Origin of the sequence: Streptomyces sp. NPDC090025 (assembly GCF_044748125.1) — a bacterium.
Taxonomy (GTDB): Bacteria; Actinomycetota; Actinomycetes; order Streptomycetales; family Streptomycetaceae; genus Streptomyces.
This window is the reverse complement of sequence record NZ_JBIVFL010000002.1, coordinates 543,353-557,508: the sequence shown is the minus strand read 5'-3', so window position 1 is coordinate 557,508 and position 14,156 is coordinate 543,353. Positions and strand designations below refer to the sequence as shown.

At 73.0% G+C, this 14,156-nt stretch carries 11 protein-coding genes; 4 read left to right on the top strand and 7 right to left on the bottom strand.

Features of this window, described 5'->3' with window-relative positions:
- Positions 1-162 precede the first annotated feature (162 nt).
- Genes pucD through ACIPXM_RS08395 form a run of 3 tightly spaced genes read right to left on the bottom strand, consistent with a single transcriptional unit; the run spans position 163 to position 4,075 of the window.
- Positions 163-2,568, bottom strand: a complete 2,406-nt coding sequence (gene pucD, locus ACIPXM_RS08405; RefSeq protein ID WP_401653298.1) for a xanthine dehydrogenase subunit D — start codon at positions 2,566-2,568, stop codon at positions 163-165.
- Positions 2,569-2,570: 2 nt separating this feature from the next.
- The gene (locus ACIPXM_RS08400) at positions 2,571-3,182 is read right to left on the bottom strand and encodes a (2Fe-2S)-binding protein (protein ID WP_401653296.1); all 612 of its coding nucleotides are present in this window, start codon (positions 3,180-3,182) and stop codon (positions 2,571-2,573) included.
- A 2-nt stretch (positions 3,183-3,184) separates the two neighbouring features.
- A complete protein-coding gene (locus ACIPXM_RS08395; protein ID WP_401653295.1) occupies positions 3,185-4,075 on the bottom strand; it encodes an FAD binding domain-containing protein in 891 nt (296 codons plus the stop codon).
- Positions 4,076-4,384: 309 nt separating this feature from the next.
- On the opposite strand from ACIPXM_RS08395, the gene ACIPXM_RS08390 reads away from it, so the two are divergent.
- Positions 4,385-6,082: a PucR family transcriptional regulator gene (locus ACIPXM_RS08390; protein ID WP_401653291.1), complete on the top strand. Its 1,698-nt coding sequence runs from the start codon at positions 4,385-4,387 to the stop codon at positions 6,080-6,082.
- Positions 6,083-6,311: 229 nt separating this feature from the next.
- On the top strand, positions 6,312-7,106 hold the full coding sequence (locus ACIPXM_RS08385) for a hypothetical protein (protein ID WP_401653290.1): 795 nt from the start codon (positions 6,312-6,314) through the stop codon (positions 7,104-7,106).
- Between the two features lie 36 nt (positions 7,107-7,142).
- Here the strand turns inward: ACIPXM_RS08385 and ACIPXM_RS08380 are convergent, their stop codons facing one another.
- Together ACIPXM_RS08380 and ACIPXM_RS08375 are read right to left on the bottom strand one after the other, a co-directional pair.
- Entirely contained in the window at positions 7,143-8,675 is a 1,533-nt protein-coding gene (locus tag ACIPXM_RS08380) for a hypothetical protein (protein WP_401653288.1), read from the bottom strand.
- A 65-nt stretch (positions 8,676-8,740) separates the two neighbouring features.
- Positions 8,741-9,520 (bottom strand): GntR family transcriptional regulator, encoded by a 780-nt coding sequence (locus tag ACIPXM_RS08375; protein WP_401653286.1) that lies wholly within the window; start codon positions 9,518-9,520, stop codon positions 8,741-8,743.
- Positions 9,521-9,669: 149 nt separating this feature from the next.
- Here ACIPXM_RS08375 and ACIPXM_RS08370 point away from each other — a divergent pair, with 149 nt between their 5' ends.
- Together ACIPXM_RS08370 and ACIPXM_RS08365 are read left to right on the top strand one after the other, a co-directional pair.
- Positions 9,670-10,521, top strand: coding sequence for a (2Fe-2S)-binding protein (locus ACIPXM_RS08370; RefSeq protein ID WP_401653284.1), 852 nt, complete (start codon positions 9,670-9,672; stop codon positions 10,519-10,521).
- Between the two features lie 224 nt (positions 10,522-10,745).
- Positions 10,746-11,816 (top strand): DUF2637 domain-containing protein, encoded by a 1,071-nt coding sequence (locus tag ACIPXM_RS08365; protein WP_401653282.1) that lies wholly within the window; start codon positions 10,746-10,748, stop codon positions 11,814-11,816.
- Positions 11,817-11,855: 39 nt separating this feature from the next.
- On the opposite strand, the gene ACIPXM_RS08360 is transcribed toward ACIPXM_RS08365, so the two are convergent.
- Together ACIPXM_RS08360 and ACIPXM_RS08355 are read right to left on the bottom strand one after the other, a co-directional pair.
- Positions 11,856-12,260 carry an ATP-binding protein gene (locus ACIPXM_RS08360; RefSeq protein ID WP_401653280.1) on the bottom strand — a complete coding sequence of 135 codons (405 nt, stop codon included), beginning with the start codon at positions 12,258-12,260 and terminating at the stop codon, positions 11,856-11,858.
- A 133-nt stretch (positions 12,261-12,393) separates the two neighbouring features.
- Positions 12,394-14,136 (bottom strand): pyruvate dehydrogenase, encoded by a 1,743-nt coding sequence (locus ACIPXM_RS08355; RefSeq protein WP_401653278.1) that lies wholly within the window; start codon positions 14,134-14,136, stop codon positions 12,394-12,396.
- Positions 14,137-14,156: the final 20 nt, after the last annotated feature.

Below are 14,156 nucleotides of genomic sequence, written 5' to 3'. Positions count from 1 at the left end.
ATCGATACTGCGTGTGCGGTACTGCCATGTTTCTGGTGGTGCTTGTGTTTCTGGTGTTTCTGGTGGTGCTCCGTACTGCTGGTGGTGCCGATATTGCTGGTGGTGCATGGGGGGGGTTCCCGGACGGTGCGGGCAGCGGAACCCGCACCGTCCGGGGAGGTCCTACAGGGTGCCGGTGAGCGCCTCGGGGCGGACCGGCGTCTTGTTGAGCTCCAGGCCCGTCGCCGCCCGGATCGCCGCGAGGACGGCCGGGGTGGACGAGAGGGTCGGGGCCTCGCCGAGTCCCCGCAGGCCGTACGGCGCCTTGGGGTCGGCGAGTTCGAGCACGTCGACCGGGATGGTCGGGGTGTCGAGGATCGTGGGGATCAGGTAGTCCGTGAAGGAGGGGTTGCGCACCTTCGCGGTCTTCGGGTCGACGATGATCTCTTCCATCACCGCGACGCCGAGGCCCTGGGTGGTGCCGCCCTGGATCTGGCCGACCACCGAGAGCGGGTTCAGCGCCTTGCCGACGTCCTGGGCGGTGGCCAGCTCGACGACCTTGACGAGGCCGAGCTCGGTGTCCACCTCGACCACCGCGCGGTGCGCGGCGAACGTGTACTGGACGTGGCCGTCGCCCTGACCCGTACGCAGGTCGAACGGGACGGTCGGACGGTGGCGGAACTCGAGCTCGATGTCGACCGGCTCCTCGCCCTCCAGGATGTCGGCCAGCTCGGCCAGCACCTCGCCGCCGTCGGTCACGACCTTGCCGCCCTCCAGGAGCAGCTCGGCGGTGGCCCAGGCGGGGTGGTACGAGCCGTTCTTGCGGCGGCCGATCTCCAGGACCCGCTCGCGGACGGCCTCACAGGTGTTCTTCACCGCGCCACCGGTCATGTACGTCTGCCGGGAGGCGGACGTCGAACCGGCGGAGCCGACCTGGGTGTCGGCCGGGTGGATGGTCACCTGGGTGACGCCGAGCTCCGTGCGGGCGATCTGGGCGTGCACGGTGACACCGCCCTGGCCGACCTCGGCCATGGCCGTGTGGACCATGGCGACCGGCTCGCCGTTGATGACCTGGAGCACCACGCGGGCGGTGGAGTAGTCGTCGAAGCCCTCGGAGAAGCCGACGTTCTTGATGCCGACCGCGTAGCCGACGCCGCGGACGACGCCCTCGCCGTGGGTGGTGTTCGACAGACCGCCGGGCAGCGCGCGGACGTCCGCGCTCTCACCGGCGCTCTCCCACTGGCGCTCCGGCGGCATCGGACGGGCCTTGACCCGGCGCAGCAGCTCGGCGACCGGCGCGGGCGAGTCCACGACCTGGCCCGTGGGCATCAGGGTGCCCTGCTCCATGGCGTTGATCTGGCGGAACTCCACCGGGTCCATGCCCAGCTTGGCCGCCAGCTTGTCCATCTGCGCCTCGTACGCGAAGCACGCCTGGACCGCGCCGAAGCCGCGCATCGCGCCGCAGGGCGGGTTGTTGGTGTAGAGCGCGACCGCCTCGATCTCGACGTCGTCGACCACGTAGGGGCCGGCGCCGAGCGAGGAGGCGTTGCCGACGACGGCGGGCGAGGCGGAGGCGTAGGCGCCGCCGTCCAGCACGATCCGCGCCTTGAGGTGGGTGAGCTTGCCGTCCTTGGTGGCGCCGTGCTCGTAGTGCAGCTTCGCCGGGTGGCGGTGCACATGGCCGAAGAAGGACTCGAAGCGGTTGTAGACGATCTTGACCGGCTTGCCGGTGCGCAGCGCGAGCAGGCAGGCGTGGATCTGCATCGAGATGTCCTCGCGGCCGCCGAAGGCACCGCCGACGCCGGAGAGCGTCATCCGGACCTTCTCCTCGGGCAGGCCGAGGACCGGGGCGATCTGCTTGAGGTCCGAGTGCAGCCACTGGGTGGCGACGTAGAGGTCGACACCGCCGTCCTCGGCGGGCACCGCGAGTCCGGACTCCGGGCCGAGGAACGCCTGGTCCTGCATGCCGAAGACGTACTCGCCCTCGACGATGACGTCGGCGCGCTTGCGGGCCTCGTCCACGTTGCCGCGGAAGATCGGCTGGCGGTGCACGATGTTCGGGTGCGGTACGTGACCGGCGTGGTGGTCGTCGCGGCCCTCGTGGATCAGCGGCGCGTCCGGGGCGAGCGCGGACGCCTCGTCGGTGACGACGGGCAGCTCGCGGTACTCGATCTTGATCTTGGCGGCGGCGCGGCGGGCGGTCTCCGGGTGGTCGGCGGCGACCAGCGCCACCGGCTCGCCGTGGTGGCGGACCTTGCCGTTGGCCAGGACCGGGGTGTCCTGGATCTCCAGACCGTAGTTCTTCACCTCGGTCGGCAGGTCGTCGTAGGTCAGCACGGCGTAGACGCCGGACATCGCGACGGCCTCGGAGATGTCCATGGAGACGATCTCGGCGTGGGCGACGGTGGACCGCAGGGTCTGGCCCCACAGCATGTCCTCGTGCCACATGTCCGAGGAGTAGGCGAACTCGCCGGTCACCTTGAGGGTGCCGTCGGGGCGCAGCGTGGACGCGCCGATGCCGCCCTGGTTGTGGTTCTGGGTGACGTTGGTCGGGGTGCCCGCCGGAACGGTGCGCGTGTTCTGGGCCATCGTCAGACCGCCTCTTCCTGACGATCCTGGCGAGCGGCCGCGAGGCGGACCGCGTCGAGGATCTTCTCGTAGCCCGTGCAGCGGCAGAGGTTGCCGGAGAGGGCCTCGCGGATGTCCTGGTCGGACGGGTCGCCGTTGCGCTCCAGGAGCTCGTCGGCGGCGATCAGCAGTCCGGGGGTGCAGAAGCCGCACTGGACGGCGCCCGCGTCGATGAACGCCTGCTGGATGGAGGAGAGTTCGACACCCTCGCCGGTCTGCGAGTCCTGGCCGGGCTTGGCCTGCCAGCGCTTCGCGGCGTCGAGGGTGGTGCCGCCGCCGCAGGCGCCGGTGCCGCACGCGCCGCCGTGGCCGTGCTCCTCGCGCTGCTTGGCGAAGTCGGCGAGACCCTCGACGGTGACGACGTCGCGGCCCTCGACCTGACCGGCCGCGACCAGACAGGAACAGACCGGCACGCCGTCGAGACGGACCGTGCAGGAGCCGCACTCGCCCTGCTCGCAGGCGTTCTTGGAGCCGGGCAGGCCCATCCGCTCACGCAGCACGTAGAGGAGCGACTCGCCCTCCCAGACGTCGTCGGCTTCCTGCGGACGACCGTTGACCGTGAAATTGACGCGCATGGTTATGCAGCTCCCTCAAGCGTGCGGCCGGTGCCGCGGTACTGCTCCCAGGTCCAGCCGAGCTGGCGGCGAGCCATGATGCCGACCGCGTGGCGGCGGTACTTGGCGGTGCCCCGGACGTCGTCGATGGGGTTCGCGGCGCCCGAGCAGAGGTCGGCGAACTGCTTCGCGATCGACGGGGTGATGATCTTGCCGCTCTCCCAGAAACCGCCCTCTTCCAGGGCCGCGTTCAAGAACGCCTCGGCCTCCTTGGCGCGGATCGGGGTGGGGGCGGCGGAGCCGATGCCGGTCCGCACGGTGCGGGTCTCCGGGTGCAGCGCCAGACCGAACGCGCAGACCGCGATGACCATCGCGTTGCGGGTGCCGACCTTGGAGTACTGCTGCGGGCCGTCCGCCTTCTTCACGTGGACGGTCTTGATCAGCTCGTCGGGCTCCAGCGCGTTGCGCTTCACGCCCTTGTAGAACTCGTCGATCGGGATGAGCCGGCTGCCGCGCACGGACTCGACCTCGACCTCGGCGCCCGCCGCGAGCAGCGCGGGGTGGGCGTCACCGGCCGGGGACGCGGTGCCCAGGTTGCCGCCGACACCGCCGCGGTTGCGGATCTGCGGGGAGGCCACGGTGTGCGACGCGAGCGCCAGACCGGGCAGCTCGGCGCGCAGGTTCTCCATGATCTGGGTGTACGGGACGGAGGCGCCGAGCCGGACGCTCTCCTCACCGATCTCCCAGTCGCGCAGCAGCTCGACGCGGTTCAGGTCCAGCAGGTACTCGGGACGCCGGTGGTCGAAGTTGATCTCGACCATGATGTCCGTACCGCCGGCGATCGGCACGGCCGTGGGGTGCTCGGCCTTGGCGGCGAGCGCCTCCTCCCAGCTGGCGGGGCGAAGGAAGTCCATGGTGGCTCTCTTCTTGTGCTTCGGGTGATCAGGGGTGATCAGGGGTCGTTCGTACGGGCCAAAGGGGGCGGACGGCCCTCGACGATCTCTTCATGTGCTGTTAACGCGGTGTGTGTGGCCTAGTACACAAGCCCGGATGGTCCCGGTGCAGTCACCGAAAACATGAAGGAGTTGGCTGGCGGCCATCGTCGTCTTGTAGATTCGAACGAAAGACGGGGAACACGCACCTCTCCGTTTTCCCCTGGAAACGGTGGCACCACGCCACCGACCACAACGCGACACCTTTAGAGAAGGAACGGCGGCGAGATCATGCGGCTGCGCGCACTGCTGGAGAACGACGCGCTCGGGCTGCGCCTGCTCGGCGGCGACGACGAGCTGGACCGCACCGTCCGTGGCGTGATGACCACGGACCTGAAGGACCCGAGCCGCTATCTGTCGGGCGGCGAGCTGGTTCTCACCGGCCTGGCGTGGCTGCGCGAACCGGCCGACGCGGAGCCGTTCGTCCGCATCCTGGCGACGGCGGGAGTGGCCGCCCTGGCGGCCGGCGAGGCCGAGCTCGGCGACATCCCGGACGATCTCGTACAGGCGTGTTCTCGCCATCGGCTGCCCCTCTTCGCGGTCAACGAGTCCGTTGCATTCGCGACGATCACCGAACATGTTGTTCGACAGGTGTCCGGTGAGCGAGCGGGCGACCTGGCCGCCGTCGTCGACCGCCACCGGCGTCTGATGACCTCGGGCCCGGCGGGCGGCGGCCCCGAGGTCGTCCTCGACCTGCTCGGCTCCGACCTGGACCTTCGGGCCTGGGTGCTCTCCCCCACCGGTCGCCGGATCGCCGGGGCCGGCGACCCCCTGGAGCCCTCCCTCGCGGCCTCCCTGGCGGGTGAGCACCTCGCCGCCACCCGCACCGGCCGCCGCGGCCCGCACCGGGTCTCGCTCGGTGGAACCACCTACTCCCTGTTCCCGATCCGCAACACCGGCCGCGGCACCCCGCCCGCGACCCGCGACGTCCGCGAGACCGTGCTCTCCGACTGGCTGCTCGCCGTCGAGGCCGACGCCGGGGACTGGCCCGCCGCCCGGCTCGACCTGCTCCAGGGCGTCACCCAGCTGATCGCCGTCGAACGCGACCGGCGCGACGCCGCCCGTACGGTACGGCGCAGACTTGCCCAGGAGGTCCTGGAGCTGGTCCAGACGGGCGCCGCGCCCGCCGAGATCGCCGCCCGCCTGCGGGTCGCCGCACCGGTCCTGCTGCCCGGCCTCGGCACCGCCCCGCACTGGCAGGTCGTCGTCGCCCGGGTCGAGTGGGAGCAGGAGCCCGGCCAGCACGCCGTCGACAGCGGCCCCGTCGCCCAGGCCCTCCTGGAGGAGATCCTGGTCGACCCCGCCGCCTCCGGGGCCGAGTCCGCCGACCGGATCGCCGTCGCCCACAGCGGCGACGAGGCCATCGCGCTCGTCCCGCTCGCCGCCACCGCGCCGCTGCCCGACAGCGAGGACGAGACCCCGACCGTCGCGCTCGGCCTGCACGCCGACGCGCTGCTCGGCACCGTCCGCTCCCCGCTCTCCGCGGGCCTCGCCGAGGACGGCAGGCTCACCCTCGGCGTCAGCGCCGCCGTGCACTCCGCCGAGGGGCTGCGCGGCGCCCTGGAGGAGGCCCGGCACGCCCGCCGGGTCGCCGCCGCCCGGCCCGGCCGGGTCGCCGCCGCCGGACACCACGAGCTGGCCTCGCACGTCCTGCTGCTGCCCTTCGTGCCCGACGACGTCCGGCGCGCCTTCACCGCCCGGCTGCTCGACCCGCTGCGCGACTACGACCGGCGGCACCGGGCGGAGCTCATCCCGACCCTGGAGGCGTTCCTCGACTGCGACGGCTCCTGGACCCGCTGCGCGACCCGGCTGCACCTGCACGTGAACACGCTGCGGTACCGGGTGGGGCGGATCGAGCAGCTGACGGCGCGGGACCTGTCCCGGCTGGAGGACAAGCTCGACTTCTTCCTGGCGCTGCGGATGAGCTGAGCGCTCGGAAGCGGCGCGTCCGCGGATGAGCTGATCGGGTGACGCGGGAAGAACGCGCACGTCGTTCATCTCAACGGGTGATCACGTGAGCTGACGGGGCGGCAGGCGACTGCCGCCCCTTCGCCTTGCCACCGCCCGCCGCCGCGTGATTCCGGGCCCGTTCCCGGACCTCGTGCTTTGTGAAAACTTTCACCCGACCCCTTGGCCGCCCCGTGCGCTTCGTGCTGAGATGCCGTCCTACTCACAGCTCGATGGCGCGCTCGGGGAGGGCAATGTGGCGTACGGCCGGGGAACCCCACTGGAGACCGCGGTGTGGAGGCTTCGCTCCCGCGGCTGCTGGACGGACGCCGCCGAACTCCTCACCCCCACCGCGGCGGACCCGGCGGCGGCCCTGGAACGGGCGGCCCTGCTGATCGAACGCTGCCTGTACACCGAGCAGGGCTGGGCCGAGGCCGAGGAGTCGCTGCGGGCCGCGGAGGCGGCCGCCCGGACCGACGAGGAGCGCGGCGCGGCGGCCTGCGAGCGGGGCTATCTCGCTTACGCCTCCACCCTGTTGGGCGTCCGCGACCGCGCCGACGAGGCCCGCGCGGCGCTCGGCCGGGCGGCCGCGCTGCTCGGCCCCGACACACCGGCCCGGGCCCTGCTCGACTACCGGCGGGGTCTCATCGCGCAGAACCTGGGCGCCTCGCCGCAGGCCGCGCGGGCCGCGTACCGGCGGGCGCACGCGGGGGCGACGGCCCACGAGGACGCGCTGCTGCTTTCGTCGACGTGGCGACATCTGGCCGGACTGGCGCTGCGGGAGGGCGAGTTGGCGGAGGCCCGGCACGGGTTCGCCGAATCGCTGCGGATCCGGGAGGAGTTGGGCTACCTGGTGGGTACGGCTCCGGCGCTCGCGTCGCTCGCGGAGGCGGAGACGGAGCCGGAGGCGGGGCGGTTGCGGGCGGAGGCGGGGCGGTTGTTCCGGCTGCTCGGGGGTGTGCCGACGTGGCTGGGGCGGCAGTTGACGCCGCGGCCCGCGGTGTAGGCCGCCGCCCGCCGTGCAGGCGGAGGGCCGCCGCCGTCAGGACCGGAGGGTCAGCGCGAGCAGGGCCTCCTCCAGGCCCAGGAACAGCGTGCCGTCCGGGGACACCGTGACCGCGCGCACCGGGGGGCCCGGGCGGAAGGCGCGGGATGCGGACTGTTCGACGCGGTGGAGTTCGACCGTACCGTCGGCCCACGCCGCCGCCAGGACCGGGCCGTGCGGGGTCTCCGTCGCCGCCAGGGACACCACGGGGGAGCGGCGCTCGGTCAGCGGGGCCGGGTCGGCGTCCTGGCCGGGGGTCCAGAGCCGGACGGCTCCGTCGGCGCCGCCGCTGCACACGAACGGGGTCGCCGAGTCGACGGCGGCCACCGCCGTCACCCGGCCGCTGTGCAGGGCCGCCTGGTGCAGCCCGGTCAGGCCGAAGGCGTGGACCGAGCCCAGCCGGTCGCCGACCACGACCGAGCCCGCGATGGCCGCCAGGGCCGTGCCCGGGTGCCGGGAGAGCGTCGCCGAGACGGCCTCGGTGAGCCGCTGGAGGTAGGGCGGGCGCGGATCCCGGCCCCGTACGGTGTGCAGCCTGCCGCGCTCGTCGAGGAGCAGCACCGTGCCGTCGGGGGCGGGCGCCAGGGCGGTGACCCGGCCGGTGACCGGGTGGTCGAGAACGCCCAGCGGGCGGGCGTCGGACGCGGCGAGCAGCCGTACGGTGCCCCCGAGGTCGGCCACCAGCAGGGTGCCGCCCTGGGCGGCGAGGGCGGCCACCGGGCCGGGCCAGGGCGGGGCGACGTCCCCGGTGACCCGGCTCCAGCGGACCCGCCAGGGGGCCGGGGCGGCGAGGGCGTCGAGCGCGGGGCCCAGGCGGGGGTCGGCGGCGTCGCCGAGGACCGCGCGGAGCAGCAGGGCCCGTTCGGCGGGGCTTCCGGCGGCGCACAGGGCCTGGCCCGCGCGGAGCCAGGCGGTGCGCAGCCCGCCGTGGTCGTCCGGGTCGGTGACATAGCCCGTGGTGACGGCGACCGGGTCCGCCGCGCAGACCTCGGCGGGGTCGGCGAGCTGGAGGGCGGGCGGCCGCGGCGAGGCGGCGGGGGTCCCGGTCTCCTCGGCCTCCTCGGCTTCCTCGACGAGGGCGACCCGGCCCTCCGCGAGCAGTTCGTGCTCCGGGGTGTCCGGGATCGTCTCGACCACCACCCGGACCCGGCCGAGCGCGGCCAGGTCCTTCAGGAGGCGGGCGACCGCCGCGGGCTCGGCCGCCTCGTGGAGGGCCGGGAGCAGCAGCACGGTGCGGCCCGCGCGGCCCGTCTCGCTGGTGGCGAGGGCCCGGACCAGGTCGTCGGCGGACCCGGCGACCACGCCGAGGTGGTCCGCGACGGCCCAGGCGGTGCCGAGCGCGCTGCGGCCGGTGAGCGGGACCAGGGCGCGGGTGGAGCGGTGCCGGCCCGCGGCGCGGGGGCCGTGGGCGGCCAGCCAGCCGAGCAGGCCGGGGGCTCCGGTGACGAGGCAGAGCCGGGGGGCTTCGGGGTCGGTGAGCCAGCCGAGCAGGGCCGCGGCCCCGGGGCGCTCCGCGCGGACGGACGGCATGGACACCTCTCGGGCGGCGCGGACGGTTCGGTGGTGCGGGGGTGACGCCGGACCGACCCTATCGGTCAGTCCTGCGCCCCGGTGAAGTGCTCCCGTACGAGTGACGACACGACCGCGAGATCCTGGGCGGCCAGCGCGTCGAGCAGGGCCGTGTGTTCGGCGGCGTCGGCGACGAGGACGCCGTGCCGGGTGGCCGGGGCGCTCATCAGGGGCCACTGGGAACGGCGGTGGAGGTCGTCGGCGACGAGCAGGAGCTGTTCGTTGCCCGCGAGGGCGAGGACCGCGCGGTGGAAGGCGCGGTCGGCCTCGGCGTAGTGGGCGCGGTCGCCGCGGGCGGCGGCGGTCGCGGTGGCCTCGGCGAGCGGGCGGAGCGCGTCCCAGCGTTCGGCGGGGACCGTGCGGGCGAGCCGCAGCATCACGGGGACCTCGATGAGGGCCCGCACCTCGGCGAGTTCGGCGAGTTCGCGCGGGGTGCGTTCGGTGACGCGGAAGCCCCGGTTGGGGACGACCTCGACGGCGCCCTCGGTGGCGAGCTGCTGCATGGCCTCGCGGACCGGGGTGGCGGAGACCCCGAAGCGTTCGCCGAGGGCCGGGGCGGAGTAGACCTCGCCGGGCACCAGTTCGCCGCCGACCAGGGCGGTGCGCAGGGCTTCGAGGATCTGGCCGCGGACGGAGTGGCGGCGCACGGTGCGAGGGGCGAGGCCGGGGGCCGGGTCCTCGCCGTGGGTGTGCTCGCCGGGCGCGTCGTACGGGCGGGCCTGGCCCGGGACCCGGACGGCACCGTCGCCGTGCGTCGCGGGGGCGGACCGTTCGGTCGTCCGTCCTCGCGTGCTGCCCTGCTCCACCCGGGTCCTCCTGCGCCTTCGTGCTCGGGCCCGGCTCGCGGCGCCGGGGTCCCCCGTGCACGATAGGCGGACGGCGTCGCAGTTCAAACACCACATCGATCGGGTAAGGTAAGGCTAACCTGCTAACGATCGTGATTCGGTGGTCTCCCATGGCCGTGCCCGCTCCGCTGCTGTCGCCCTCGCCCGTCGCGGCGTCCTACGCCCGGCTCGCCGAGGTGTTCACGGGTCTCGGCGTGGACGAACGGGGTGCCGACGAAGCGTTGCCGACCGGGGCGGGCTGGGTGGGCGCCGCGCAGCTCGGGGCGGGCGGCGCGGCCCTGGACGACTTCCTCACCTGGGACGACGCCCAGGTGAAGCGGGACTACGGGCGGGCGGCCCGGCCCGACGTGGTGGCGAGCTTCGCGCTGCACCGTTATGCCTGGCCGGTGTGTCTGCTGGTGACGGTGCCCTGGTTCCTGCACCGCCGGGTGCCGCTGCTCGCCGCCCGTGACGTCTCCTTCCATCGCGCCCGGGGGCGGGTCGCGGTGCGGGTGACCGGGTTCGCCTGTCTGCCGGACGATCCGGCGGCCGGGCTGCCGGGGGCCCGGGTGGTGGCCGACGAGGAGGCGCTGCGGGCCGAGGTGCGGGCCTCGCTGGCGGAGCACTTCGAGGTGGTCCTCGCGGGGTTCGGGCCCCGGATGCGGCGGGGCCGCCGGGCACTGTGGGGCATGATCACGGACGAGATCGTCGAGGGCCTCTGGTACATCGCCGAGCTGTTCGGCGAGGAGCGCCGGGCGCTCGGCGAGCTGGAGCGGCTGATGCCGGGCACCGCGAAGCCGTACGCGGGGGCGGCGGGCTTCCGGGAGCTGCCGGGCACCACCACGGAATGCGGAACGACTCGCTCCACGCGGGACCGGGTGACCTGCTGCTTCTTCTACACACTGCGCCCCGAGGACACCTGTCTGACCTGTCCGCGGACCGCCGATCCGGAGCGGGTACGGCGACTGGCCGCCGCCGTCTGACCCTCCCGTGGTGTCACACCACCCGGAAGAGTGGCCCTGATGCGAACGCAACTCCTGCCGTTCGTGCGGTAGTTCGAGCAGATCGCACCTATTCGTATGCCGTACGGACCCGATGGCGTGCTCTTGTCCCGAAACCCCGTGCCCGCGCCACCGGGTCGGCCAGTATGGGCGGCCGTATCGCCCGCCTCTCGCGAGGCATCAATGCGACGGCAAGGGACACCCGCATGAGACTGACCGACATATCGCTGGACTGGCTGCTTCCGGGCGGCGTGATGGTGGCGGGGGTCGTGACGGCGGTGGCGGTCCTGGTCCGCGGCAGGCGCACCGGCGACCAGGCCGCGGCCGACGACTCCTGGGAGCGCAGCGAGGAACGCCGCCGCCGCAAGGAGGCCGTCTACGGCACCGCCTCCTACGTCCTGCTCTTCTGCTGCGCCGCGGTCGCGGCGGCGCTCTCGTTCCACGGTCTGGTCGGCTTCGGCCGGCAGAACCTGAATCTCTCCGACGGCTGGGAGTACCTGGTCCCGTTCGGCCTCGACGGCGCCGCGATGTTCTGTTCGGTGCTCGCCGTCCGGGAGGCCAGTCACGGCGACGCCGCGCTCGGCTCCCGGCTCCTGGTGTGGACCTTCGCGGGCGCCGCGGCCTGGTTCAACTGGGTGCACGCGCCGCGCGGCATGGGCCACGCGGGCGCCCCGCAGTTCTTCGCCGGGATGTCGCTGTCGGCCGCGGTCCTCTTCGACCGGGCGCTGAAGCAGACCAGGCGCGCGGCGCTGCGCGAACAGGGCCTGATCCCAAGGCCGTTGCCGCAGATCCGGATGGTCCGCTGGCTGCGGGCGCCCCGCGAGACCTTCGGCGCCTGGTCGCTGATGCTCCTGGAGGGCGTACGGACCCTGGACGAGGCCGTCGACGAGGTGCGCGAGGACCGGCGGGAGCGGGAGCAGAACAAGCTCCGCCGCCGGGAGCAGGCGAAGCTGGACCGGGCGCGGCTCAAGGCGCTCAACCGGCAGCACCGCGCGTTCGGGCGGAGCGGCCGGCAGGTCGACATGGCACTCGGAACCGCCGCCGGTGCGGGCTCCGCGACGGGGCCCGTGCAGGCCGCCGTCGCGGAGCCCGCCATAGCGGACCCCGGACAACTGCCGCTTCGCTCCCGGCCCTCCCTGCAAGCCGTGAGGGGCACTGAGCCCCGCACCGGCGAGTCCCGGACGGTGGACCTCACCGCCGAGGACGACACCCAGACACTGCCGCGCCTCGACTCACTGGAACGCAAACTCGCGGATCTTGAGCAGCAGTTCGGCTGAGACCGCCGCAGCGCTTGGGTCCCGCCCGGAGGGCGGGGCCTAAGCCGCTTCGCCGTTGAGTTCGAACCAGACGACCTTGCCCACGCCGTGGTTCTCCACTCCCCAGGAGTCGGCGAGGGCCTGCACCAGGACCAGGCCGCGGCCGTGCGTACCGTCGTCGGCGTGCGGTACGCGCGGGCGGGCCAGTCCGGTGACGAAGTCCCGTACCTCGACCCGGAGTTGCGCCGGGTCGACGGTGGCGGTGACGACCGCCCCGTGGTCGGTGTGGATCAGCGCGTTGGTCACCAGCTCACTGGTGAGCAGCTCGGCGACGTCGGTGGCGCCCGGTCGGCCCCAGCTCCCCAGCATCGCGCGCAAAGCATGTCTCACCTCCGGCACGGCGGCGAGATCCGCGCATCCCACCTTCCTCAGCAGCCCCGTAGGCTGTGTCGCCTCCCCGGCCATAACCCCCACCCCGTCGTCGGATCGAACAGGCTCACGGGGATGCATGCCCCACCTCGGGGCCCGCATTCATGAACGCCCACCGACGGGTGACGCCGGGGTTGACGGCTGGTCGGACGACTCGTCGGACCGGCGGTCAGGGCCGGGGCACGTTGCGCAGGTTGGACCGGGCCATCTGGAGCATCCGGCCCACTCCCCCGTCCAGCACGATCTTGCTGGCGGAGAGCGCGAAGCCGGTCACCATCTCGGTGCTGATCTTCGGCGGGATGGACAGCGCGTTCGGGTCGGTGACCACGTCGACGAGGGCCGGGCCCTTGTGCTTGAAGGCGTCCTTCAGGGCGCCCGCGAGCTGCTTGGGCTTCTCGACCCGGACCCCGTAGGCCCCGGCGGCCCGGGCGATCGCGCCGAAGTCGGGGTTCTTGTTGGTGGTGCCGTACGAGGGCAGTCCGGCGACCAGCATCTCCAGCTCGACCATGCCGAGCGAGGAGTTGTTGAAGACGATCACCTTCACCGGCAGGTCGTGCTGGACCAGGGTGAGGAAGTCGCCCATCAGCATGGTGAAGCCGCCGTCCCCGGACATCGACACCACCTGCCGGTTCCGGTCGGTGAACTGCGCGCCGATGGCCTGCGGCAGCGCGTTCGCCATGGAGCCGTGGCTGAAGGAACCGATGATGCGGCGGCGCCCGTTGGGGGTCAGATAGCGGGCGGCCCAGACGTTGCACATGCCGGTGTCGACGGTGAACACGGCGTCGTCGTCGGCGAGTTCGTCGAGCACCGAGGCCACGTACTCGGGGTGGATGGGGACGTGCTTCTCGACCTTGCGGGTGTACGCCTTGACCACCCCCTCCAGGGCGTCGGCGTGCTTCTTCAGCATCTTGTCCAGGAACCGCCGGTCGGTCTTGGCCCGCACCCTCGGAATCAGGCACCGCAGGGTCTCCCGGACGTCGCCCCAGACCGCGAGGTCGAGCCGGGAGCGGCGGCCGAGGTGCTCGGGCCGTACGTCGATCTGCACGATCTTCACGTCGTCGGGCAGGAAGGCGTTGTACGGGAAGTCGGTGCCGAGCAGGATCAGCAGGTCGCACTCGTGGGTGGCCTCGTAGGCGGCGCCGTAGCCGAGCAGTCCGCTCATGCCGACGTCGTACGGGTTGTCGTACTGGATCCATTCCTTGCCGCGCAGGGCGTGGCCGACCGGCGACTTCACCCGCTCCGCGAATTGCATCACCTCGGCGTGCGCCCCCGCCGTACCGCTGCCGCAGAACAGCGTCACCCGTTCGGCGGAGTCGATCAGCCGCACCAGGTCGTCGAGCTCGCCGTCACCGGGCCGCACGGTGGGCCGCGAGGTGACCAGGGCGGTCTCCGCGCTCTTCTCGGGTGCGGGCTCGGACGCGATGTCGCCGGGCAGCGTGACCACGCTGACGCCGCCCTGGCCGATGGCGTGCTGGATGGCGGTGTGCAGCAGCCGGGGCATCTGGCGCGGGTTGGAGATCATCTCGCTGTAGTGGCTGCACTCGCGGAACAGCTGGTCGGGGTGGGTCTCCTGGAAATAGGAGAGACCGATCTCGCTGGACGGGATGTGCGAGGCGAGCGCCAGCACCGGGGCCATCGAACGGTGGGCGTCGTACAGTCCGTTGATCAGATGGAGGTTGCCCGGTCCGCAGGATCCGGCGCAGGCGGCGAGCCGGCCGGTGATCTGGGCCTCGGCGCCCGCCGCGAAGGCGGCGACCTCCTCGTGCCGCACCTGGATCCAGTCGATGGCGGAATTGCGGCGGATCGCGTCGACGACGGGGTTCAGGCTGTCGCCGACCACTCCGTACAGGCGCTGGACGCCCGCGCGGACGAGGATGTCGACGAACTGTTCTGCGACATTCTGTTTGGCCATGGGTCCATCAACCCATGAGC

Bases quoted from the DNA above. Each gene is read 5' to 3' on its own strand.
- pucD (WP_401653298.1), bottom strand. From the start codon at position 2,568: ATGGCCCAGAACACGCGCACCGTTCCGGCGGGCACCCCGACCAACGTC.
- ACIPXM_RS08400 (WP_401653296.1), bottom strand. From the start codon at position 3,182: ATGCGCGTCAATTTCACGGTCAACGGTCGTCCGCAGGAAGCCGACGAC.
- ACIPXM_RS08395 (WP_401653295.1), bottom strand. From the start codon at position 4,075: ATGGACTTCCTTCGCCCCGCCAGCTGGGAGGAGGCGCTCGCCGCCAAG.
- ACIPXM_RS08390 (WP_401653291.1), top strand. From the start codon at position 4,385: ATGCGGCTGCGCGCACTGCTGGAGAACGACGCGCTCGGGCTGCGCCTG.
- ACIPXM_RS08385 (WP_401653290.1), top strand. From the start codon at position 6,312: ATGCCGTCCTACTCACAGCTCGATGGCGCGCTCGGGGAGGGCAATGTG.
- ACIPXM_RS08380 (WP_401653288.1), bottom strand. From the start codon at position 8,675: ATGCCGTCCGTCCGCGCGGAGCGCCCCGGGGCCGCGGCCCTGCTCGGC.
- ACIPXM_RS08370 (WP_401653284.1), top strand. From the start codon at position 9,670: ATGGCCGTGCCCGCTCCGCTGCTGTCGCCCTCGCCCGTCGCGGCGTCC.
- ACIPXM_RS08365 (WP_401653282.1), top strand. From the start codon at position 10,746: ATGAGACTGACCGACATATCGCTGGACTGGCTGCTTCCGGGCGGCGTG.
- ACIPXM_RS08360 (WP_401653280.1), bottom strand. From the start codon at position 12,260: ATGGCCGGGGAGGCGACACAGCCTACGGGGCTGCTGAGGAAGGTGGGA.
- ACIPXM_RS08355 (WP_401653278.1), bottom strand. From the start codon at position 14,136: ATGGCCAAACAGAATGTCGCAGAACAGTTCGTCGACATCCTCGTCCGC.